21 protein-coding genes are annotated in these 22,730 nt (G+C 56.0%); 9 read left to right on the top strand and 12 right to left on the bottom strand.

The window, feature by feature from the left end:
- The first annotated feature begins 2 nt into the window (after window positions 1–2).
- Window positions 3–356 carry an MmcQ/YjbR family DNA-binding protein gene (locus FFS28_RS17465; RefSeq protein WP_006177468.1) on the top strand — a complete coding sequence of 118 codons (354 nt, stop codon included), beginning with the start codon at window positions 3–5 and terminating at the stop codon, window positions 354–356.
- Here the strand turns inward: FFS28_RS17465 and uvrA are convergent, their stop codons facing one another.
- Complete coding sequence (gene uvrA, locus FFS28_RS17470; RefSeq protein ID WP_006177467.1) at window positions 357–3,182, bottom strand: excinuclease ABC subunit UvrA; 2,826 nt, start codon at window positions 3,180–3,182, stop codon at window positions 357–359.
- Window positions 3,183–3,428: 246 nt separating this feature from the next.
- Between uvrA and ssb1 the strand changes: the two genes are divergently transcribed.
- Window positions 3,429–3,959, top strand: coding sequence for a single-stranded DNA-binding protein SSB1 (ssb1, locus tag FFS28_RS17475; RefSeq protein WP_006177466.1), 531 nt, complete (start codon window positions 3,429–3,431; stop codon window positions 3,957–3,959).
- Window positions 3,960–4,003: 44 nt separating this feature from the next.
- On the opposite strand, the gene FFS28_RS17480 is transcribed toward ssb1, so the two are convergent.
- The 4 genes from FFS28_RS17480 to FFS28_RS17495 all read right to left on the bottom strand — a co-directional run bounded on the left by FFS28_RS17480 (window position 4,004) and on the right by FFS28_RS17495 (window position 8,604).
- Window positions 4,004–5,530 carry an EAL domain-containing protein gene (locus tag FFS28_RS17480; protein WP_137903560.1) on the bottom strand — a complete coding sequence of 509 codons (1,527 nt, stop codon included), beginning with the start codon at window positions 5,528–5,530 and terminating at the stop codon, window positions 4,004–4,006.
- Window positions 5,531–5,541: 11 nt separating this feature from the next.
- Complete coding sequence (locus FFS28_RS17485) at window positions 5,542–6,306, bottom strand: EAL domain-containing protein (protein WP_137903561.1); 765 nt, start codon at window positions 6,304–6,306, stop codon at window positions 5,542–5,544.
- A gap of 66 nt (window positions 6,307–6,372) precedes the next feature.
- Window positions 6,373–7,821, bottom strand: a complete 1,449-nt coding sequence (locus tag FFS28_RS17490) for a sensor domain-containing diguanylate cyclase (protein WP_137903562.1) — start codon at window positions 7,819–7,821, stop codon at window positions 6,373–6,375.
- A 534-nt stretch (window positions 7,822–8,355) separates the two neighbouring features.
- A complete protein-coding gene (locus FFS28_RS17495) occupies window positions 8,356–8,604 on the bottom strand; it encodes a hypothetical protein (RefSeq protein ID WP_137903563.1) in 249 nt (82 codons plus the stop codon).
- 172 nt (window positions 8,605–8,776) lie between these two features.
- On the opposite strand from FFS28_RS17495, the gene FFS28_RS17500 reads away from it, so the two are divergent.
- Window positions 8,777–9,769: a lysozyme inhibitor LprI family protein gene (locus FFS28_RS17500; protein ID WP_137903564.1), complete on the top strand. Its 993-nt coding sequence runs from the start codon at window positions 8,777–8,779 to the stop codon at window positions 9,767–9,769.
- Here FFS28_RS17500 and FFS28_RS17505 read toward each other — a convergent pair whose 3' ends face one another.
- The 7 genes from FFS28_RS17505 to FFS28_RS17535 are packed head-to-tail and all read right to left on the bottom strand — an operon-like array spanning window position 9,770 to window position 16,065.
- Window positions 9,770–11,866, bottom strand: a complete 2,097-nt coding sequence (locus FFS28_RS17505) for a flagellar biosynthesis protein FlhA (RefSeq protein ID WP_006177460.1) — start codon at window positions 11,864–11,866, stop codon at window positions 9,770–9,772.
- On the bottom strand, window positions 11,853–12,989 hold the full coding sequence (gene flhB / locus FFS28_RS17510; RefSeq protein ID WP_171007418.1) for a flagellar biosynthesis protein FlhB: 1,137 nt from the start codon (window positions 12,987–12,989) through the stop codon (window positions 11,853–11,855). Before flhB ends, FFS28_RS17505 begins: the two co-directional genes overlap by 14 nt.
- Entirely contained in the window at window positions 12,986–13,759 is a 774-nt protein-coding gene (gene fliR / locus FFS28_RS17515; protein ID WP_137903566.1) for a flagellar biosynthetic protein FliR, read from the bottom strand. The genes flhB and fliR overlap by 4 nt, the downstream gene beginning before the upstream one ends.
- A gap of 6 nt (window positions 13,760–13,765) precedes the next feature.
- Complete coding sequence (gene fliQ / locus FFS28_RS17520) at window positions 13,766–14,038, bottom strand: flagellar biosynthesis protein FliQ (RefSeq protein ID WP_006177457.1); 273 nt, start codon at window positions 14,036–14,038, stop codon at window positions 13,766–13,768.
- Window positions 14,039–14,040: 2 nt separating this feature from the next.
- Window positions 14,041–14,793 carry a flagellar type III secretion system pore protein FliP gene (fliP, locus tag FFS28_RS17525; protein ID WP_137903567.1) on the bottom strand — a complete coding sequence of 251 codons (753 nt, stop codon included), beginning with the start codon at window positions 14,791–14,793 and terminating at the stop codon, window positions 14,041–14,043.
- Window positions 14,790–15,191, bottom strand: coding sequence for a FliM/FliN family flagellar motor switch protein (locus FFS28_RS17530; RefSeq protein ID WP_006177455.1), 402 nt, complete (start codon window positions 15,189–15,191; stop codon window positions 14,790–14,792). Before FFS28_RS17530 ends, fliP begins: the two co-directional genes overlap by 4 nt.
- Window positions 15,184–16,065 (bottom strand): FliM/FliN family flagellar motor switch protein, encoded by an 882-nt coding sequence (locus tag FFS28_RS17535; RefSeq protein ID WP_137903568.1) that lies wholly within the window; start codon window positions 16,063–16,065, stop codon window positions 15,184–15,186. The genes FFS28_RS17530 and FFS28_RS17535 overlap by 8 nt, the downstream gene beginning before the upstream one ends.
- A 479-nt stretch (window positions 16,066–16,544) precedes the next feature.
- Between FFS28_RS17535 and FFS28_RS17540 the strand changes: the two genes are divergently transcribed.
- Genes FFS28_RS17540 through fliI form a run of 6 tightly spaced genes read left to right on the top strand, consistent with a single transcriptional unit; the run spans window position 16,545 to window position 22,730 of the window.
- Window positions 16,545–17,576: a sigma-54 interaction domain-containing protein gene (locus FFS28_RS17540; protein ID WP_006177452.1), complete on the top strand. Its 1,032-nt coding sequence runs from the start codon at window positions 16,545–16,547 to the stop codon at window positions 17,574–17,576.
- Between the two features lie 21 nt (window positions 17,577–17,597).
- Complete coding sequence (fliE, locus tag FFS28_RS17545; protein ID WP_137903569.1) at window positions 17,598–17,972, top strand: flagellar hook-basal body complex protein FliE; 375 nt, start codon at window positions 17,598–17,600, stop codon at window positions 17,970–17,972.
- 10 nt (window positions 17,973–17,982) lie between these two features.
- Window positions 17,983–19,656: a flagellar basal-body MS-ring/collar protein FliF gene (gene fliF, locus FFS28_RS17550; protein ID WP_137903570.1), complete on the top strand. Its 1,674-nt coding sequence runs from the start codon at window positions 17,983–17,985 to the stop codon at window positions 19,654–19,656.
- Window positions 19,634–20,668, top strand: a complete 1,035-nt coding sequence (locus FFS28_RS17555) for a flagellar motor switch protein FliG (RefSeq protein WP_006177449.1) — start codon at window positions 19,634–19,636, stop codon at window positions 20,666–20,668. The genes fliF and FFS28_RS17555 overlap by 23 nt, the downstream gene beginning before the upstream one ends.
- Before the next feature lie 3 nt (window positions 20,669–20,671).
- On the top strand, window positions 20,672–21,418 hold the full coding sequence (fliH, locus tag FFS28_RS17560; protein WP_006177448.1) for a flagellar assembly protein FliH: 747 nt from the start codon (window positions 20,672–20,674) through the stop codon (window positions 21,416–21,418).
- Window positions 21,411–22,730, top strand: a complete 1,320-nt coding sequence (fliI, locus tag FFS28_RS17565; RefSeq protein WP_137903571.1) for a flagellar protein export ATPase FliI — start codon at window positions 21,411–21,413, stop codon at window positions 22,728–22,730. Before fliH ends, fliI begins: the two co-directional genes overlap by 8 nt.

Raw genomic sequence — 22,730 nt, forward strand, 5'->3', positions numbered from 1 at the left:
AGATGACAATTTCGGAGATACTTCAGTACTGCATGAACAAATCGGGCGCGGAGCAAAGCGTCCACAACGACTGGAAAGCCACGCAGATAAAGGTCGGCGACGTGCTTTTTGCGATGGTCAAAGAGGTTGAAGGCCGCCCGGCGGCAGCGCTGAAAACCAGCCCGGAACTGGCCGATCTGCTACGTCAGCAGCATCATGATGTGAGGCCGAGTCAGCATCTCAACAAGGCGCACTGGAGCACCGTGTATCTCGACGGTTCGATTCCCGATTCACAGATTTACTACCTGGTGGATGCCTCTTATCAGCAGGCAATAGAGCTGCTGCCTGAACAGGTCAGACAGCAGCTGTCGGTATGATTACTTCAATAACGGCTTGAGGAAGCGCGCGGTGTGCGAGGCTTCGCACTCAGCAACGGTCTCTGGCGTGCCGGAGACGAGGATTTCACCGCCGCCGCTGCCGCCTTCCGGACCCAGATCGACGATCCAGTCTGCCGTCTTAATCACGTCCAGGTTGTGCTCAATCACCACGATGGTGTTGCCCTGATCGCGAAGCTGATGCAGAACGTCGAGCAGTTGCTGAATATCCGCAAAATGCAGGCCGGTGGTTGGCTCGTCGAGAATGTACAGCGTCTGGCCGGTGCCGCGCTTGGATAGCTCGCGCGCCAGCTTCACGCGCTGCGCCTCACCGCCGGAGAGCGTGGTGGCAGACTGCCCAAGGCGAATATAGGTCAAACCTACGTCCATCAACGTTTGCAGCTTACGCGCCAGCGCAGGGACAGCGTCAAAGAACTCGCGCGCCTCTTCAATGGTCATATCCAGCACTTCGTGGATGGTTTTGCCCTTATACTTAATCTCCAGCGTTTCGCGGTTATAGCGCTTGCCTTTGCACTGGTCGCACGGCACGTAGATATCCGGCAGGAAGTGCATCTCGACCTTGATCACGCCGTCGCCCTGACAGGCTTCACAGCGACCACCGCGAACGTTAAAGCTGAAACGTCCTGGCGTATACCCGCGCGAGCGTGATTCCGGCACGCCGGCAAACAGCTCACGTACGGGCGTGAACACGCCGGTATAGGTCGCCGGGTTGGAACGCGGTGTGCGTCCAATCGGGCTCTGGTCAATGTCGATAACCTTGTCGAAATGCTCCAGTCCGTGAATCTCGCGATACGGTGCAGGCTCAGCGAGCGTCGCGCCGTTGAGCTGCGTCTGCGCAATCGGGAACAGCGTATCGTTGATAAGCGTCGATTTCCCGGAACCGGACACGCCGGTAATACAGGTAAACAGGCCGACCGGCAGCGTCAGGGTCACGTCTTTCAGGTTGTTCCCGCGCGCGCCGGTCAGTTTCAGCACTTTTTCCGGGTTGGCTGGCACGCGCTGTTTCGGCACTTCAATTTTGCGCTTGCCGCTCATGTACTGGCCGGTCAGCGAGTCCGGTACCGCCATAATGTCTTTCAGCGTCCCTTCAGCCACGACCTGGCCGCCGTGCACACCCGCGCCCGGACCAATATCGATAACGTGGTCAGCGGCGCGGATAGCGTCTTCGTCGTGCTCGACCACAATCACCGTGTTGCCGAGGTCGCGCAGGTGAACCAGCGTGCCGAGCAGTCGCTCGTTGTCGCGCTGGTGCAGGCCGATGGACGGCTCATCCAGCACGTACATTACGCCCACCAGGCCCGCGCCAATCTGGCTTGCCAGACGGATACGCTGCGCTTCACCACCGGAGAGCGTTTCCGCAGAGCGGGAAAGCGTCAGGTAGTTCAGGCCCACGTTCACCAGGAATTTCAGACGATCGCCAATCTCTTTCAGCACTTTTTCAGCGATTTTCGCCCGCTGGCCGGAGAGTTTCAGGTTGGTGAAGAAGTCCATTGCGTGACCGATGCTCATGTCTGAGATGGTCGGCAGCGCCGTGTTTTCGACAAACACGTGGCGCGCCTCGCGACGCAGACGAGTGCCTTCACAGGTTGCACAGGAGCGGTTGCTGATGAACTTCGCCAGCTCCTCGCGCACCGCGCTGGATTCGGTCTCTTTGTAGCGGCGCTCCATGTTGTGCAGCACCCCTTCGAACGGATGGCGGCGCACGGAGGTATCACCGCGATCGTTCATATACTTGAACTCGATGTTCTCTTTAGCGGAACCGAACAGGATCACTTTGTGCACGTTTGCGCTCAGGCTGGCCCAGGGGGCTTCAACGTCGAACTTATAGTGCTCTGCCAGCGATTTCAGCATCTGGAAGTAGTAAAAGTTACGCTTATCCCAGCCGCGAATCGCACCGCCCGCCAGGGACAGCTCCGGGTTCTGGATCACGCGGTCCGGGTCGAAATACTGCTGCACGCCCAGGCCGTCACACGTCGGGCACGCGCCCGCCGGGTTGTTGAAGGAGAACAGGCGCGGTTCCAGTTCGCGCATGCTGTAGCCGCAGATTGGGCAGGCAAAGTTGGCGGAGAAGAGCAGCTCTTCCGCTTTGGTGTCGTCCATATCGGAGACCACCGCCGTACCGCCGGAAAGCTCCAGCGCGGTTTCAAACGACTCCGCCAGACGTGTTGCCAGATCTTCACGCACTTTAAAGCGGTCAATCACCACTTCGATGGTGTGTTTCTTCTGCAGTTCCAGCTTCGGTGGATCGGACAGGTCGCACACTTCGCCATCGATACGGGCGCGGATATAGCCCTGGCTTGCCAGGTTCTCCAGCGTTTTGGTGTGCTCGCCCTTACGCTCTTTGATGATGGGCGCAAGCAGCATCAGGCGTTTGCCTTCCGGCTGAGACAGCACGTTATCGACCATCTGGCTGACGGTTTGCGCCGCCAGCGGCACGTCGTGGTCCGGACAGCGCGGCTCACCCACGCGGGCATACAGCAGACGCAGGTAGTCATGAATTTCAGTAATGGTACCGACCGTTGAACGCGGGTTATGCGAGGTCGATTTTTGCTCGATAGAGATAGCCGGTGATAACCCTTCAATATGGTCAACGTCCGGTTTTTCCATCAGCGACAGAAACTGGCGCGCGTACGCGGAGAGTGATTCAACGTAGCGACGCTGCCCTTCGGCATACAGGGTGTCGAAAGCCAGTGAGGATTTGCCAGACCCCGAAAGCCCGGTCACGACGATGAGTTTGTCGCGAGGGATGACGAGGTTGATATTTTTGAGATTGTGGGTGCGAGCGCCCCGTACTTCGATCTTATCCATTCACCTTTCCCGGTAGAAACTCGGATGCCTGGTATGTTTGAAGGACAACCGGCAGAAACGGCTAATTATGACACAATTTAACCTGTCTGGATATACAGTATTGGAATGCAATTTCTGATTCACTGTGTAACAATGTCGAGTTCGCGGGAGAACTCTGGAACGTGCTACGCAACTATCAAAGTAGCGCATGGAAATGGTACACTCGCGCGTTTACACTATTAAGAAACGTATTCAGGAGACACGAACATGGCCAGCAGAGGCGTAAACAAGGTGATTCTCGTCGGTAATCTGGGCCAGGACCCGGAAGTACGCTACATGCCGAGTGGTGGCGCAGTTGCCAACATTACGCTGGCTACGTCCGAATCCTGGCGTGATAAAGCGACCGGTGAGATGAAAGAGCAGACTGAATGGCACCGCGTTGTGCTGTTTGGCAAACTGGCTGAAGTGGCCGGTGAATATCTGCGTAAGGGTTCTCAGGTCTATATCGAAGGCCAACTGCGTACCCGCAAATGGACCGATCAGTCCGGCGCTGAGAAGTACACCACTGAAGTGGTGGTAAACGTTGGCGGCACCATGCAGATGCTGGGTGGCCGTCAGGGCGGTGGCGCACCGGCAGGTGGCGGCCAGAACCAGCAGCAGGGCGGTTGGGGTCAACCTCAGCAGCCACAGGGCGGCAACCAGTTCAGCGGCGGCGCGCAGTCTCGTCCGCAGCAGCAGTCCGCACCGGCACCGTCTAACGAACCGCCAATGGACTTTGACGACGACATCCCGTTCTAAGCCTTCCGCGCTTAGCCGTAAAAAAAGCCCCGAAAGGGGCTTTTTTATTTCTGGCTCGCGTAGCGTTGTAAAAACCGGGTGAAGTCGCTGAAGCTGAGCGGTTTCGAGAAAAAGTAGCCCTGCAAACAGTCAATCTCATTCGCCTTGAGATAGGCTACCTGATAGTCATACTCAACGCCTTCCGCCGTCGTCAGGATATTCATCCGCTTTGCCATATCAATCACGCAGTCAATCAGCGGCGTCGCGGTGTCCTGCGAAATCTGCCGGGTAAACATGCGGTCAATCTTAATGCTGTCAGGATTAAGGTTGGTGATAAACGCCAGGTTGGAAAACCCCGTGCCAAAATCATCCAGCGCGATCTTAATGCCGCTGCGCTTAATGTGGGCAATCTTCGCCACAAGCGCATCGCTGATATCAATGTTTTCGCGCTCGGTAATCTCAAACACCAGGGTGATGCCAAGCTCCGCAAACGTGGCTGCCCAGTCGTCGATAAACCGATCGAAGGAATTGTCCACCACGTGCGCATGGCTGATGTTCAGGTTGAGCTTAAAGCCCGGCTGAAAGGTGGCGCCACCCTGCCGCAGGTCGTGAACCACCTGTTCCAGCAAACTTTCCGTCAGGTCGATAATCAGTCCGGTGCTTTCCGCCACCGGGATGAAAACGTCAGGAGGAATAAAGCCCAGCTCGGCGTGATGCCACCTTGCCAGTACCTCTGCTCCCGCCACCGTGTTGGTTCTGGCGCATATCAGCGGCTGATAGTGCGGGTGAATTTGATGCTGTCTGATGGCGCTGGCCAGCTGCGCGTACAGAGAATGGCGGCGGATCGCCAGCAGCCAGGTCAGGGTCGCCATGATGGTCGACATCGACAAAATAAAGGCGAGGGAGAGCCATGAGTCGGTCACGAACCCAATAATTTCGCCCATCTCCGGCCTTCTCCATGCCAGCGAGTACAGGGAGGAGTGGGCCGGAAACGGTTCATAGTCGGCAAACTGTGCTGCCGCGAGCGGCCCTTTTTGCAGCCCGGCGGCGTTGAGCGTTTTACCTGATACCTGAATAATCAGATCGTTGCCCATCACCTCCAGCAGGAAGCGCAGGTCGGACGCGACGTAAAGCGTTCCCTGAGGAAAATGGCTTATCAGTGAAATAACGCTAATGTCAGGGGCACTAAGGGCGTTCGACATCCACACCGTTTTATCCAGCGGAAGCCGGGAAGTGACGCTGGCGTGTTTATTCGCTAACAGAGAAGAACAGCTAATGTGCTGATTGTGAACGAAGTTTATCGAGTAAATATGCATATAGCGGCCCGGCAGCATATTCAGTGCTTTCTCGACGTTAAAAGTGCAGACTTTGCCCAGCAGCGCAGACGCCTGGCGGGAGGCTTCATGCGCATCCCGCAGCATGCTGTCCAGAATCGACTGCACGTAGCGCGCCTGCTCCGCCATGCGCTTTTGATGGTTATCCAGCCCGTTAATCATCGCCAGCGTAGTGGTGACCACCAGCGTAAGCAAAAACGCGATACCGGCGGCCAGTACGCGGTTTTTAGTCTTACGCAGAAAATTTTGCTGATACATGGTGGTGCGCCTTACGCGCGTTCCGGCTGCATATACTGCTGATGGAAGGCCTCTTTGCTCACCGGGCGAGAGAACAGGAAACCCTGGCCGTATTTCACGCCGTGGCGCAGCATGGTGGAGACATGGGTGTAGTTTTCGATGCCTTCAATGACCACGTCCACGTCGACATCCTCCACGTACGCCAGCATGGCGAAGGTATTGTCGAGGCGGTTGGCGGCCAGACAGCTTCTGTCGAGCTTGATGTAGTCGGGCAAATAGAGCGCCAGCCGCGACCGGAGCTTTTCCAGACAATCAATCCCGTCCCAGGCCAGGTTGATCCCCGCATCGTGCAGCGTATCGAGGTTCTGCTTTACCGTCTCATCAAGCTGGTCAGCGCCATCGGTGATCTCAAACACCAGATTGCGTGGCGCGAGCGGGTGCGCAGCAATCAGCGCAAGCACGCGGGCAGCAAAGTGGCTGTCCTGAAGCTGCACCCAGGAGATATTGAACGTAAAAAGCCGGTTATCAAGATGCTCGCGCGGCTGGCCGGCAAGAAATTTAAACGCCTGCGCCAGGATGTAATCCCCCATCGGCAGAATACCGCCGGTTTTTTCCAGCTCGCTGATGAACAGATGAGGCGGCACAATATTGCGCCTGTGCGTGCCTCGCACCAGCACTTCGCCGCCGATGCAGACAAACCGTGAGAGGTCGAAAATCGGCTGGATAACGAAATCGATACCCGAATCGAGTTTATTTTTTTCGACACACTGCACGACAAAATGCGTACTCTTTTCCATGCCAGCCTCGTAGCCACAACAATACAGCCTTAAACGACACAAACGCCGCCCAACTTAACCGGGCGATCAGCTGGCGATGATTTTATTTTTACCGCTTTTCTTGGCCTGATAGAGCAACTTATCGGCACGGCCCAGGGTGTCCGGCAACGAGGTGCCTCCCATCTTGCACAGCCCCGCGCTAAACGAGACGTTGAGATCGTGTTCTCTGAACGACCGCGTATTCACCGTAATTCGCCACTTTTCGAGGTAGCTTAATGCTTTTTCAGCGCTAATTCCCTGGAACAGAACCGCAAACTCTTCTCCGCCGTAGCGGTAGAGGGTGATATTTTCCAGACCGCGCAGCCGCGAGCCCAGTTCAGCCACGGTTTTCAGCACCAGATCGCCTACCGTATGCCCCCAGGTATCGTTAATCATCTTGAAGTTATCAATATCCACCATCGCCAGATGGGTGTTCGGCTCACTGTTACAGCGCGCTGCATCGGCATCAAAGGCGCGACGGTTTTTCAGCCCGGTAAGCCCGTCGGTGAGCGCCTCGTGCGCCGTTTTCTCCTGCCGCTGCTGCGAGCTGTGGATCTCTTCGAAAATCAGCTCCTCCACGCTGGCGGGCTTGATCGTGCCGCCGCGGATGCTCGCCGCAATGCGCATAAAGATGGCGTTAAGCGCGGCTCGGGTCGACCACCAGCAGAAAAGAAGGGCAATAAGCGCACACAGCGTTCCCCAGAGCGTGCTCAGGCACTGTTGAAAGGCGAGGTCGTTTAGCTCGCTCTGCTCCACTTCGTGCACCAGCAGCCAGGACTGGGAGCCGACCGTACGGTAGGTGTAGTAGCGGTCGTCCATCACGAAGTCGCCGCGATGCTCCCGGGCGTTCAGCGCGATGGCTTTAAGCCTCTGCGGGTCGAACTGGTAGCCTGGATTGATCACCAGCTCGCCCTGGCGGTTCATCACAAAAGTCCGGCTCTTCATGGGGGGCAGCGCGGTGCTGAGGATCTCGGTGCTTTTTTCCATGTCCAGATTCAGCGCCAGAACGCCCGTATTCGACCCGTCCGAGCCGTTAATGATGGGCAACGAAATGGTAATCACGCGCTCTTTATGTGCGAAAGGGTCCCGGCTGACGCTGTAGTGCGCCTCGTCCGAGTCTTCGATGGAAATCGAAAACCACGACTCTTTGCGCGGGTCCCATTTCTGCTCTTGATCGTCGCTGAGCGGCACATAAGGAAGGCGGATGTAACGTCCATTATTGTCCACGTGAATGATTGAGAGGGCGTCCGGCATAATGCGCAGGCGTTCGATCATCCAGTTACGCAGCGTCCTGTCGTTTTCGTTTATTTTGTCGAATTTATGCTGATCGGCGGCGATGCGCGTCATTTCCCGCACGATACGCTCGTAACCATCCAGATATTTATCAAGGAACGATGCGACATTGCTGATATATAGACGGTTATGTCTTTTATTCGCTTCCTGCGTGGCGGACCATTGCGAAAGGGCAACCAGCGTACCAACCACAATAACGGTCACGGCAAGTACGGCGAAACAAATATTTAACGGCCTTCTGAAATTCAAACTGTCGATCACTGATAACTCCGGATCACTCTCGTTATACCAAATATGAGGTATTTATTTAGCGGGATAATGGCAACTCGTTGAGGAAATGTTTAAATGCGCTGGGGTATTGGCTCTGGACTACAAACAGTTAACAACGAGTAAAAATAACGCTGAGGACAAAGGGTACCTGCTCACTTTTTGATTGTCAAAGTCGATCGAATAATAAATATTGATCGATGAAATCAATCATTATTTTTTTAGAAAAAGTACATAACTATTATCGATCGATATATTCACATTGATTGGTTAAAACGATCTTCATGGTCGTAAGTTTTTGCTTAGTATTAATATAATCAGTATGTTGCATGATTTTGTGTGGCGAGGGAGAGGCTAAAGCGAATGCAATGCGCTCGTTATGAAATTAATGTGGGTTTTATGCCGAAAGGGCAGGAAATACCCTTTCCTGCAATAAGGAAAATCTATTTCCTGCAGAATAAGAGATGTTAATTATTCGTTTCTTAAATCGTATTCAATGAGCGTCCAGTTAACGGGATAACCATTTTGCCAGGGTAATGTTTCTCCTTTTTTAACATTTACAACATTCGTTACGGCAGGATGATCAATTTGCCAGAAACCACTTTGTGGGCAAATATTCCCGCTTGAGCGTTTAATCCCCAGGGGACGCCGGGTGGAATCCGTTTGTGAGCCGTAGGCGGCAACCGTCGCCATGGTCAGATTACTGCTGTCTATTTTCATCGCTATTTGTCCAGAGTTAATACATTCCGTATTAAAAATGCGACAAGATTTGTACATAACTTAACAGATTTGCTGCATCGTCCATTCATATAACTACAGTGAATGGTTTATATTGCAATAAAGCCTCTCCTTCGCCACAATAGCCGCCCTTTTGAATGAAAGTTGAACAAAAATGATACATCGCTGCTTTAGCCTACTGTTTTTACTGACATTATTTTTTAGCGGCGGCGCGATGGCGATAAACTGCCAGCGCGCGGTCACGCCGCTGGAGAATACCATTTGCAATAATGACAACCTCCACTGGCTGGATAACACCCTCTCCCTGATCTACAACCAGGCGGTTCTGGAGGAGGGGGTTGCAGACATCGATAAAAAATATGACGAGTGGGAAAAGCTGCTGGAGAAATGTACCTCTGACACCTGCATAGAACGTGCTTACTATGCCGGCATCAGTGCGATCTCCGACACCGACCGTAATTTCAAATGGGAAGGTAAATGGTGGAACATGCTGGCGCCCAATATGAGCGGCGGCGTGATCCAGTTCAGCCGCAATGCCCAGTGGAGCGTCACCCTGGATATTCGCGCCTGGGCAGGCATCAATGAAGATCAGTTTACCGCCGAAGCGAGACGGCTGTACGGCATGCTGGCCGTTGAACGCGTGGTGGACACCAGCAACTGCAAGCTCTTGCTGATCCCCAGAAAGGACGGCTCGTTGCAGGTATACAGTAATTCCGACTGGGGATGCCGTTTATCCATGCCCACTGGGGTGTTCCTGGACGGCGCGTACAAGCTTTCCGAAACCGACCCCCGGCCAAAACCCACCTTGCTCTCTCTCGGTATCTTCCCGGATAGCGCGTTGGATGAGAAATTCCGCGCCCTGGTGGGGGAGGATTATCAAAACTTCGTCGACAGTGCCAACGTCTATATCTACCAGAACGATATCGACAATATCGGCGCGCGCGTGCTCTCAATGTGGGTTCAGGGTGCTGCGAACAGCCGCACGGCTATCATCATGTACACGCCAAAAGGCGAGATTTGGGCAGGCCGGATCTCTCCGGTGAAAGGTGGCGGGCTGGAGCTGCGCTATTACAGCACCGACGGCAGCGACCAGCGTAAAATGCCGCGTACGCTGGCCGCCTGGAAGGTGCGTTTTCTCGACGAATAGTTACGCCAGCGTGCCGACGATGGTGAGATCGCTGTCGTCCGGCACTTCGTTGTACGACAGCACGTGCAGGTTGCTGGCAAACAGACGCCCGTAACGTGAAATCAGCGGCCGCAGCTGAGGCGTCACCAGCAGCAGCGGCGGCAGACCCTTCGCTTTCATCTGCTCCTGAATCACAGGCATCGTGTTTTGCAGCTGCGTCAGGATGTTCGGATCAACGGCAAAACTGTCCAGCGCCACCTTGCCGGTTTGCTGAGACTGGTTCAGCGCTGCCAGCAAAATATTCTCCAGCGCGTTATCAATGGTATAAGCCGCCAGCTTTTGCCGATCGCCGTTAATGGCGTGGAGGATGGCGCGGCGCAGCGCGTAACGCACGTCGGCGGTAAGCAGAATCGGATCCTTGGTCACGGCGGAGCTTTCCAGCAGCGTAGAGGCAATGGTGACAATATCCTTCAGGGACACCTGCTCCAGCAGTAGCTGCCGGTAAATGCGCAGCAGCAGGCTAAAGTTGAGCGCATTCGAGAGATCTTCCGCCAGCTTCGGCGCCTGCAGCGCCAGACGCGCGTGCAGGTGGGTGATATCGTCATAATTAAACAGCTCCGGCAGATGCTCGCGCGCCACCTTGTTGACGTGCGTTGCCACCACGCTGGCGCAATCCACTACCTGATAGCCCAGGTTCAGCGCTTTGGCCTTCTGGTCAGGATCGATCCAGACGATCGCCATGCCGTAGGCCGGATCGGTATCCAGCACGCCGTCAATTTCGCCGTACAGCTCTGCGCCTGGAATGGCCATCAGCTTCTCGGCATACACTTCGCCGAGCGCCGTGCGGATGCCATTGATGTAGATCGCGTACTGGGCGGGCTTCAGGCGGAAGTTCTCCCGAATGCGGATCTCCGGCAGCAGCACGCCGCACTGTTCAGACACCACCTGACGCACGCCGCGAATACGCTGCGATAGCGGGCTTCCTTTCGCCGTATCGATAAGCGTCACCAGCTTATAGCCTAGGTTCAGCCCAATCGGCTCGACGAGCGGAATACTTTCCCAGTTAATTGCAGGCGTCGCGTCCGTTGCCAGCGCGTCGCTAATGGCGTCGTAGTCGGTCTCTTCGGCGGCGGGCTTCACGATCTTGCTCTGTCGCCAGGCGGCAAACAGCAAAAGGGCGGTGAAGCACAGGAACGCGATGTGCGGCATGCCGGGGACAATCGCCAGGATGAACATGACGAAGGCGGCGGTATACAGCACCTGCGGTTTCGCCAGCAGCTGCGTTTTAATCTCATCGCTGACGTCGTCGCCGTCGCTGACGCGGGTCACGATAATCGCGGCGGCGGTGGCGAGCAGCAGGGACGGGATCTGCGCGGCCAGGCCGTCACCGATGGTCAGAAGAACGTACTGCTGGAAGGCGTGACTGGCATCGAGATTGTATTTGAAGATACCGATGCAAATCCCGCCGATGACGTTGATGACCAGCACCATGATCCCGGCGATGGCGTCACCACGCACAAACTTCGAGGCACCGTCCATCGCACCGTAGAAGTCGGCCTCTTTCGACACCTCTTTACGGCGGTCTCGCGCCTGGTTTTGGTTAATCAGCCCGGCGTTTAGGTCGGCGTCGATCGCCATCTGTTTACCCGGCAGGGCATCCAGCGTAAAGCGGGCCGACACTTCAGAAATACGTTCCGCCCCTTTGGTGACCACCACAAAGTTGATGATCATCAGGATGATAAAGACCACGAACCCGACCACGAAGTCGCCGCCAATCACCACCTGACCAAAGGCTTCGATAACCTTACCGGCCGCGCCTTCGCCCTCATGACCATGCAGCAACACCACGCGGGTAGAGGCGACGTTCAGGGTAAGTCGCATCAGCGTGGTGATCAGCAGCAGCGTCGGGAAGACGGCAAAATCCAGCGGACGCTGCATATTGACCGCCACCAGCAGCACCACTACCGCCAGCACAATGTTGAAGGTAAATAAGATATCCAGCATCAGCGGGGACAATGGCAGCATGACCATTGCCAGCACGCACAGAAGCAGTACCGGAACGCCTATTCGCCCTTTACTGAGTATGGCAAGCGCCTGCTGTAACTTACTGTTCGCCATCGGCTTTTAAGACCTCTTTTGGAATGTTGATCTGCCTGTTCAGGCGGGGTTTTTGTTCAAGCTGGCCGGTACGCCAGGATTTAATCTGCATGACGTAGGTCAGCACATGCGCAATCGCGCGAAAAAGCTGGGCCGGAATTTGCTGGTTTACGCGGGTGGTGTGGTAAACCGCACGCGCCAGCGGTGGGAATTCGACCACTTCAATCTGGTGATGGCGAGCCACGTCACGGATATGGAGCGCAATATCGTCCATGCCTTTTGCCACGATGTAGGGCGCTTCGGCTTTTTTTGGATCGTATTTGAGCGCAACGGCGTAGTGCGTCGGGTTCGTGATAATCACGTCTGCCTCCGGCACGGTACGGTTGATCTGCCCCATCGCCATCTGGCGCTGAAGCTGGCGTATACGGCCTTTGATCTGCGGGTTACCGTCGTTGTTTTTGTACTCTTCTTTCACCTCTTGCTTGGTCATGCGCATTTTTTTGGTGAACATGAACTTCGCCAGCGGCACGTCGAGCAGGGCGAAGATCACAATCACCGCAATGAAATAGATCAGCACGTGATGCAGAATGCCAAACCCGTGATGAATCGCCTGACTCAGGCTCAGCCGCTGCAGGTGCAGCAGCGGGTTGAGCGAGCTGTGCACCATGGTGTAAAGCACCGCCAGAATAATGCCGCACTTGAGCATCATCTTGCCGACGTCAACGTAGTGGCTGCTGGAGAACATGCGCTTCACGCCGCTGATGGGGCTGAGTTTTTTAAAGTCGGGCTTGAGCTTTGAAACGGTGAACACCCAGCCGCCCGGGACCAGACTTGCCACGATGCAGGCGAGGGGGATCGGTGCCAGGGTGATAATAAAGCGGATAATCACCCACACGTTCAACATCAAAAACTGGCTCAACGCCCCCTGGTCATCCAGCCGTCCCGCCATCATGCCGACCGAGGTAAAAGACTCCTCGACCAGCGTTTTGTAATAGGGGAAAAAGGTGCCCATGGTGATGAACGACGCCAGCAGGCCCACGGCCATGGTGAGATCTTTGGACCGCGGGAGATCACCCTTTTCGCGCGCTTTGCGCAGCTTTTGCGCTGTGGGTTTTTCGCTTTTATCGCCACCGGCCGCCATCAGTGCGTCCTCACGGCTTCGAGCCTGGCCAGGATTTCGGTGGTCAGGTTGAGATAGTGGTCGGGAATATTGGTCATCATCATCGAAATACAGAGCAGGCCAAACAGCATGCTGATTGGAAAGCCCAACGAGAACAGGTTGAGCGTGGGCGAGACGCGGTTAAGCAGCCCGAAGCCGCCCTGCACAATCAGCATTACAAAGGTGGTCGGGATCGCGATAAGCGTGGCCGACGACATAATCCAGCCCAGGCTCTGCACAATCAGCAGCAGGGTGGGTTTATTGATGGCCTGGCCGATGGGCCACCAGACAAAGCCTTTGTAGAGAATAGTGACCACCAGCAGGTGCCCGTCCATCACGAAAAACAGCAGGCCGCAGAAGGTGTAGATCATCTGCGAAATCACCGTGGTTGAGCTGCCGTTCACCGGGTCGTTCATCATCGCCATGCCGAGCCCCATATTCATTGAAAGAATATGTCCCGCCGTTTGCAGCGCAACGAAGACCAGCTGCATCGCCATGCCAAACAGCATGCCCCACAGCAGCTGTTCACCGATGAGCAGGACAGTGCGCATCGACATCAGCTCGGTGATCAGCACTTTATCCGGCAGCATCGGGGTGATGATTGCCGCCAGCGCCAGTGCCAGCACGGTTTTGATACGTCGGCTGAAGGCGCGGTTGTCCAGCACCGGGCAGAAGTGCAGAAACGCCAGAATGCGGAAAAACGGAAAAACCAGCGCCAGCAGCGGGTTGATCAGCGTAGAGATATCAATGCCCATTGCCCGCTATCCCACCAGCGCCGCCGCCTGCTGAAAAATATTGACGGTGAAATCCACCAGTTGGGTAAGCATCCATTTACCGCCAATAATCAGCACCGCCAGCGTGACCAGAAGGCGCGGCAGGAAGCTCAGCGTTTGTTCGTTAATTTGCGTGGTCGCCTGAAAGATACTGACGCACAGGCCGACAATCAGGCTGGGAATAATCGCCACGGCGGAGATAATCAGCACCAGCTTAATGCCGGTTGCCATGATGTCCCCGGCAATGTCCATCGTGACCATTGCTAAAGCCCCTGCACGCTGGAGGTAAGCGTACCGACAATCAGCGTCCAGCCGTCGCACAGGACAAACAGCATCAGCTTGAACGGCAGCGAAACAATCAGCGGCGAAAGCATCATCATCCCCATTGCCATCAGGATACTGGCGACAATCAGGTCAATGACCAGGAAAGGAATGTAGATCATAAAGCCTATCTGGAACGCGGTTTTCAGCTCGCTCAACAGATACGCCGGGGTCACCACCGTTAAATCCTGCTCTTTCGGATCGCCCGTCACGCCCGCAATCGTCATCATCTGCGACATGGCTTTATTGCTGGTTTGCGCCAGCATAAAGTTTTTCAGCGGCGTTTCCGCCTTGCCGAACGCCTGCTTCATGGTGATCTCGTCATTCTGAAACGGCACGATGGCGTCCTGATAAATGGTGGTCCACACCGGGCGCATCACCAGCAGCGTGAGCGCCAGCGCAATCCCGGTCAGGATTTTATTGGGTGGACTTTGCTGCAGGCCGAGCGCCTGGCGCAGGATCGCCAGCACGATGATAAAGCGCGTAAAGCAGGTCATCATCATCAGCATTACCGGGAGCAGACCCAGCAATGTCATCAGGATCAGGATTTCAATTTTGACGTTGTAATCCTGGCCGCCAGCGGTAGTGGACGAACTGAACAGAGTGATATCGCCGTTCGCCGCCAGCAGTTGCGGAGAGACCAGTAAACCGCCCAACAGCAGCCACGGCAGGGCGGTGCGCAGGTGTAACGTCATCTTGTTAACTCGCCCAGCTCTTTGCTGTTGAATTCGAGAATGCGCAGGCCGTACTTATCGTTCAGCACAACCGCTTCCGCTTTACCAAACAGGATGCCGTTGACTTTAATATCCAGCGGCTCGCCGGCCATTTTATCCAGCTCAATCACCGAGTCGTGACCGACGGTCATCAGCTCTGCCAGCGACACCTCAACGGAGGCCACTTCCAGCGTCAGCGTGACGGGTATACGGCTGAACAGCGCCATTTTGCGCAGATCGTCAATGCCTGCCGGCGATTCCGGTTCCGCCTGGATGTCCATGCGGATATTGCCCTCAACGGTCTCTTCACGCGGCATCTCGCCGAGATTCAGGTCGCCAAAATCCAGGGACTGGCTCAGGTCTTGTTGCAGATCACTCATAATGCTTCTCAATGGTTCTGTCGTTAAATTCACAGAGTAATAACTTGCCGCGATCTTCAGCGATTTTGGCGTCAAAAATCTGTTCTTTGCCGATATACACAGGAATGTTTTCGTTAATATTGACCGGGATAATATCCCCCGGCTTTATCCGCGCCAGCTGGGCCACGGTGAGGTTGAGGCTGGTCACATGGCCGTGAAGCTTCAGCGGCAGACCGTAAAATATCCTTTCGATTTGGGCGGGCGTCGGCGGCGCTTGTCGGCTGGTGGCCTGATCGGCGTCAGGCGAGCGCAGTTTTGCCAGCAGGTGATCGACATGTGCGTTATCAAACAGCAGGGTAAAGCTGCCCTGCTCATAGCCTTCGAGGGTAAAGGTGACGCACCAGGACCACTGATTAATGACGGTGGTGTTATCACTTTTAATCTCAACGTCCTGGCCGAATGTCTCTTTGTCGATTAATAACCGTGTGAGATCCAGCCCAATTTTATTTTTCAGGCGATCTTCGGTTTTTGTCACCGGCTGATGAATGTCCAGCGATTTATTACGGCTCTCTTTCCCCAGTCCGTAATAATCGTGAAGTATTTGCAACAACAGCGTGCGTTCAATACTAAAGGCCATTGACCCAAACGGCGTTGAAAAGAGCTGCGTATTTTTATATGTCTGGTCGATGGCAAAGGTCATCGACTGCAGCGCGACGTTGACACGCAATTTTTTCAGAAAATAAATGCTTAAACGCGCATCGAAGATATCAAAACTGTCGTTCATCATCTTGGGCAATTTATGCCACGGACGTCCAAGCTTGCTCACGTCGAGCTTTACCATATCGGGGAGCGCCTGACGTTGGTAGATTCTGATTCGCTGAGGAGCTGCTTGCATAGATCTTCCGGATAACGATCGCCGTAAGCATAAAGCAGATGTCTTTACACATTGCTTAGCGGCATAAAAATATTTAAGTTTTGTTTAACCGTGTCGCTTTGTGAGTGAGTCGGTCTGCGTCACTATAAAGCCATATTGTCGGGTGGCTTTATTAGGGATATGAATTAGACGCTGTTCGTCTGTCATAATCAAGATGCCATGGATTATTAATTCGTTATTTTAGCTCGATTAATGTGCATTAATAACTCATGTAACTTAATGATTTTTAAGGATTAAGATTTTAATACCCATTAAAAACAAGACAATTCCTAACGGTGAGTTATAATGCGCTCCAGTCATGAATTCCCGTATTGAAAAATACCCGGTTAATTCGCTGTTATCCATATTGAATAGGCGTCTTTCTATAATGTACCTGAAAAGGTGCAGCGGGCCCGTATTCGCTCCAGGTTAACAATTAGCTTAAATGTTGGTGAGTTGTTATGAGTATTGTTATTGAACATGAAGCCCATAATGAAAATGGATTTGTTGCCCGTGCGCCAGAAAGCATCAATGTATTTTCATTAGCCCGTCGTGTTGCTAAATATAATGTGTCGGTACTCATTACAGGCGAGACGGGTACAGGTAAAGAGTGCGTTTCCCGCTACATTCATGAAAATGCCTTAGGGGCAGATGCGCCTTACGTTGGCGTTAATTGCGCGGCGATTCCGGAAAGTATGCTCGAAGCCATTTTATTCGGCTACGAGAAAGGTGCATTTACCGGTGCGGTCACCAGCGTGGCGGGTAAATTTGAACAGGCCAACGGCGGAACGCTGCTGCTGGATGAAATTGGTGATATGCCATTAGCCCTGCAGGCGAAATTATTACGCGTATTGCAGGAGCAGGAAGTCGAACGTCTGGGAAGCCATAAAAAAATCCCTCTGGATATTCGTCTTGTAGCGTCTACCAATAAAGATTTGCAGCAGGAAATTGCGGAGGGACGTTTCCGTCAGGATCTCTTTTACCGTATTTCCGTGGTGCCGATTCATATCACGCCGCTGCGCGAGCGCCGTCTGGATATTATTCCAATGGCGATGCGTTTTATCGCTAAATATAAAGCCTTTCATAAAGGCAATATTCGCCTGAGCGAAGAGGCCCGTCAGGCGCTGCTGACCTATGACTGGCCGGGCAACGTGCGCGAGCTGGAGAACGTGATTCAGCGCGGCATGATCCTGAGTAACGGTGAAGTGATCACCGCCAATGATTTTGGCCTGCCCGTTCCGGCCACGATGACGGCCACGTCAGGCGTCGATTTGATGCCCGCCTACCGCGAAGCGCAGGCTGCACCGTCGGCCATCGGCAACGTTAAGCTGCACGGGCGTATGGCGGAGTACCAGTACATCATCGAACTGCTGAAACGCCACAACGGCAATAAGTCGAAAACCGCCGCGTTTTTAGGCATCACCCCGCGCGCACTGCGCTACCGACTCGCCTCAATGCGCGAAGAAGGTATCAATATCGAGTGCTATTCCTGATGTGTGCAAGAGACTAACACCATGGACAAAATTACCGCTCTCGGTATGCAGGCCAGCCAGCAGGCGATGCTGGACAGGCTGCACAACACCGCCGCCGTAGCCTCCTCGGGGGGGATCGGCGCGTCGACGTTTATTGCGCCAGGTGCCGATTTCCCAGGCGTGAACAGCGCACGCGATCTCTCTTTTTCGCAGGTTCTGAATAACGCTATCGACAACATTGATGCCATGCAGCACGCCGCAGGGGCAAAGCAAAAAGCCATTGAGCTGGGTCAGAGTGACGATCTGGCCGGGGCGATGATTGAATCGCAAAAAGCCAGCGTGGCCTTCTCCGCCATGATGCAGGTTCGTAACAAGCTCACCACTGCGCTCGACGAAGTGATGAATACTCCGCTGTAAGGTTTCCCTCGTGCTGACAAAGTTAAAAGATACATTTTCTGCCCTCCCGCTGCCGACCGGGCGCATCAAACCGCAATGGCTTATGGCGGCGGGTGGTGTGCTGCTGGTGGCGGCGATCGTTTTCTCTCTCTGGCGCAGCAATCAGGGCTATGTCGCACTGTACGGCAGCGATGAAAAACTCCCGGTGGCACAGGTGGTTGAGGTGCTGGGCGCAGAGTCCATTGCGTATCGCATCAACCCTGACAACGGCCAGATCCTCGTTCCGGAAGATAAACTCCCGCGCGCGCGTATGGCGCTGGCGGCAAAAGGCATTACCGCCGTGATGCCGGACGGCTACGAGCTGATGGACAAAGACGAGATGCTCGGCAGCAGCCAGTTTGTGCAAAACGTTCGCTACAAGCGCAGCCTGGAGGGAGAACTGGCCCGCAGCATTATGGCGCTGGATCCGGTCGAGAATGCGCGCGTCCACCTGGGGCTGAGCGAGTCCAGCTCGTTTGTGATGACCAACAAACCCCAGAGCAGCGCCTCGGTGATGCTCCAGCTGCGCTACGGCAAGCATCTTGATGAACAGCAGGTGGCGGCCATTGTCCAGCTGGTGGCGGGGAGCGTGCCGGGTATGCAGCCGGGCAGCGTGCGCGTGGTGGATCAGGCGGGCAATTTACTCTCGGAAAACGGCCAGCAGGGCGGCACCAGCATGGCGAGCATTCGTCAGGGGCGTGACGTCATTGAGCGCATCAAAAATGAAACCACCAACAATATTGCCGCGCTGTTGTCCCCGCTGTTTGGCAACGAGAATTTCCGCATCAGCGTGACGCCGACCGTTGACATGAGCAGCGTCGAAGAGACGCAGGAGCGCCTGGGTAAAGAACCCCAGGTCAGCGATGAAAATATCTCGCGCGAGAACACCACTAACGAGCTGGCGATGGGTATCCCCGGTTCGCTCAGCAACCGCCCGGTTAACCAGCCTGCGCCCGCTACCCCGCCGATGGCGGCTAACGCGCAGACGGCACAAACCGAGACGCAAAACCGCACGCCCAGCTCGCTCTCCAGCCGTTCGCAGGAGCAGCGTAAATATGCCTTCGACCGCGACATTCGTCATATCCGCCATCCCGGCTACAAGCTGGAGAAACTGCGCGTGGCGGTGGCGTTAAACCAGGCGGCTAAGCCGCTCGCCAGCATGACGCCGGAACAACTCACCGCCTTAACCCGGCTGGTGGAAGACGCGGCGGGCATTGAAAAAGACCGCGGTGATTCCCTGACGCTGGACCGGCTGGCCTTTATCGACAGAACGCCAGACGGCTTCCCGGAGCCGAAGTGGTGGCAGGACCCGAACATTCAGTACTGGGGGCAAAACGGCGGCATCGGCATGCTGATCCTGCTCGCGTTGCTGTTCGGCCTGCGTCCGCTGGCGCAGCGCTACGGTCGACGTGAACCTGTCGAGCTGGCGGCGATTGAAGGAAGCGCCCAGGCCGAGGCGATTGAGAACGACATGGTAACCACCGAATCCGGTCTGACCGGCCTGCCTGGCCCGGCATTCAATCAGGACACCGAACTGCCGCCGCAAAGCTCTGGCCTTGAAACCAAGGTGGAGTACCTGCAAATGCTGGCGGAAAACGAAACGGAACGTATGGCTGAAGTACTGAAACAATGGATCAACAGCAATGAGCGAACTGACAATACGTAACAGCAGTAAGGGTAGCGTCAAAACAGGACGCAGCCGACTGGAACAGGCCGCCATTTTGTTGCTCAGCGTGGGCGAAGAAGCGGCGGCGAAAGTGATGCAGAAGATGAACCGCGATGAGGTCATTCTGCTGAGCGACACCATGGCGCGTCTGCACGGCGTAAAGGTCGATCACGCCCGCCACGCGATGAACAACTTCTTTGATGACTACCGCGAGCAGAGCGGCATCAACGGCGCGTCGCGCAGCTACCTGCGCGGGATCCTCGAAAAAGCGCTGGGCGGCGAGATTGCCAGCAGCGTGATCAACGGCATTTACGGCGATGAAATCCGCCACCGTATGGCGCGCCTGCAGTGGGTGGATGTCCCGCAGCTGGCGGCGCTGATCGAGCAGGAACACCTCCAGCTTCAGGCCGTGTTCCTCGCGTTTCTGCCCCCGGACGTGGCGGCGGGGGTGCTGAGCGCGCTGTCCCCGGAGCGTCAGGATGAGATTGTCTGGCGCGTGGCGCGCCTGGACGACGTTAACCGCGACGTGATTGACGAGCTGGATCGGCTCATCGAGCGCGGCGTGGCGGTGCTTTCCGAGCACGGTTCAAAAGTGGTTGGCATCAAACACGCGGCCAACATCGTCAACCGCATTTCCGGCAACCAGCAGCAACTGCTCGATCAGCTGCGCGAGCGCGATGCCGACGTGGTGGATGAGCTGGAAGAGGAGATGTACGAGTTCTTCATTCTCAGCCGTCAAACCCCGGCGACGCTGCAACGCCTGATGGAAGAAATTGCCATTGAAGAGTGGGCGATTGCGCTTAAGGGCACCGAGCCGGTGCTGCGTCAGGCCATCTTCAACGTGATGCCGAAACGCCAGGTGACGCTGCTGCAATCCACCACCACCCGTCTGGGGCCGGTGCCGGTGAGCCGTATCGAACACGTGCGTAAAGAGATCATGGCGACGGTGCGCCAGCTGGCGGAAGAGGGCGAAATTCAGGTTCAGCTGTTCACCGAGCAGACCATGGAGTAACCCATGTACAAAAAACAAAGCTTACCGCTGAGCGCTCTGACCAACAGCCGACAGGCGGTGATTAAACCGCGTCTGCACAAGTTTCCGCCGCTGCGCAAACGTCGCGTGGCTCAGAGTCTCCCCGACGAGATGCGCCACGTCCCGGACGATGCCGCCCTGCAATCCCAACTGCAACAAGGCTTTCAGGAAGGGCTGAACAGCGGTTTCGCGCAGGGGCTGGAAGAGGGCAAAGAGGAAGGGTATCAGGAAGGATTACGCCTCGGTTTTGACGAGGGCGTGCGCAAGGGCCGCTCCGAAGGCAAAACGCAGGCGCGCCAGCAGTTCCTCGAAGCCGCGCACCCGCTGGACAGTATTATCGCCTCGATGGAAACCTTCATGGCGAATTACGAACAGCGTCGCCGGGAAGAATTATTGCAGCTGGTGGAAAAAGTGACCCGCCAGGTGATCCGCTGCGAGCTGACCCTGCATCCGACGCAAATCCTCACCCTCGTGGAGGAGGCGCTTGCCGCGCTGCCGCAGCAGCCGGAGCAGGTCAAAGTATTGCTCAACAGCGACGAGCATCGCCGCATCAGCGAAGCGGAGCCGGACAAAGCGGCGCACTGGGGGCTGACCGCAGACCCCGACCTGCCGCCCGGCGAGTGCCGGGTGATCACCAATACCACCGAGATGGACGTGGGCTGCCAGCACCGCCTCGATCAGTGTATGGACGCTCTGAAAGCTAACCTGCTGCCGGAATCGCACGATGAGTGATCACGATTTCGAGCAGGTCCTGCGCTCGCTTGAAAACATTAACCTCGCCCGCGTGGCCGGAAGGCTGGTGCGCGTGGCGGGCATTCTGCTGGAGTGCGTCGGCTGCCGTCTGGCCGTGGGCCAGCTGTGCCAGGTGGAAGGGGGCGAGGGCGAGCTGATTGACGCCCAGGTGGTCGGGTTTGACCGCGACGTCACCTTTCTGATGCCCTTCAAACAGCCTGCCGGACTGATGGCGGGCGCGCGCGTCTTTCCGATGGACAAACAGCACGGCGTGCTGATTGGCGACCAGTGGCTCGGGCGCGTGGTCAACGGCCTTGGCGAACCGATCGACGACAAAGGCAAGCTGACCGGCGATACCGTGCTGCCGCAGCAGCTCCCGCAGGTTCATCCGCTAAAACGCCAGCCGGTTGCGGAGCCGCTCGACGTTGGTGTGCGGGCGATCAACGGCCTGCTGACCATTGGCAAAGGCCAGCGCGTGGGGCTGATGGCGGGCAGCGGCGTGGGGAAAAGCGTGCTGCTCGGGATGATCACCCGCTACACCCAGGCCGAAGTAGTGGTGGTTGGGCTGATCGGCGAGCGTGGACGCGAGGTCAAAGAGTTTATCGACCACTCGCTGGGCGAGGCCGGACGCCGTAAATCGGTGATTGTCGCCGCCCCGGCGGATGAGTCGCCGCTGATGCGCATTAAAGCCACCGAGCTGTGCCATACCATCGCCAGCTACTACCGCGACAAAGGCAAGGACGTACTGCTGCTGGTCGATTCCCTTACCCGCTATGCCATGGCGCAGCGTGAGATCGCGCTCTCGCTGGGCGAACCGCCTGCCACTAAAGGCTATCCGCCGTCAGCGTTTGGCCTGATCCCGAAGCTGGTTGAAAGCGCGGGCAACAGTGAAAGCCTGGGCTCCATGACCGCCATCTACACCGTGCTGGCGGAGGGTGACGATCAGCAGGACCCGATTGTCGACTGCGCGCGCGCCGTGCTCGACGGCCATATCGTCCTCTCGCGCCATCTGGCAGAGGCCGGGCACTATCCGGCGATTGATATCGGCCAGTCCATCAGCCGCTGTATGAGCCAGGTGACGGAACAGGATCATCAACGCGCCGCCCGCACCCTCAAGCAGCTTTACGCCGAATACCAGAGCATTAAGCCGCTGATCCCGTTGGGTGGCTACGTGGCGGGAGCCGATCCCGTGGCCGACAGAGCGGTCAACCTCTCGCCGGCGATAACCCGTTTCCTGCAGCAGGAAGTGCAGAACACGGCCCCGCTCGGCAACACCATTGCCGACCTTAACGCGCTGGCCCAGGCAGGATAA

The sequence above is a fragment of the Enterobacter sp. 2VL genome, assembly GCF_005503595.1.
Classification (GTDB): Bacteria; Pseudomonadota; Gammaproteobacteria; order Enterobacterales; family Enterobacteriaceae; genus Enterobacter; species Enterobacter cancerogenus.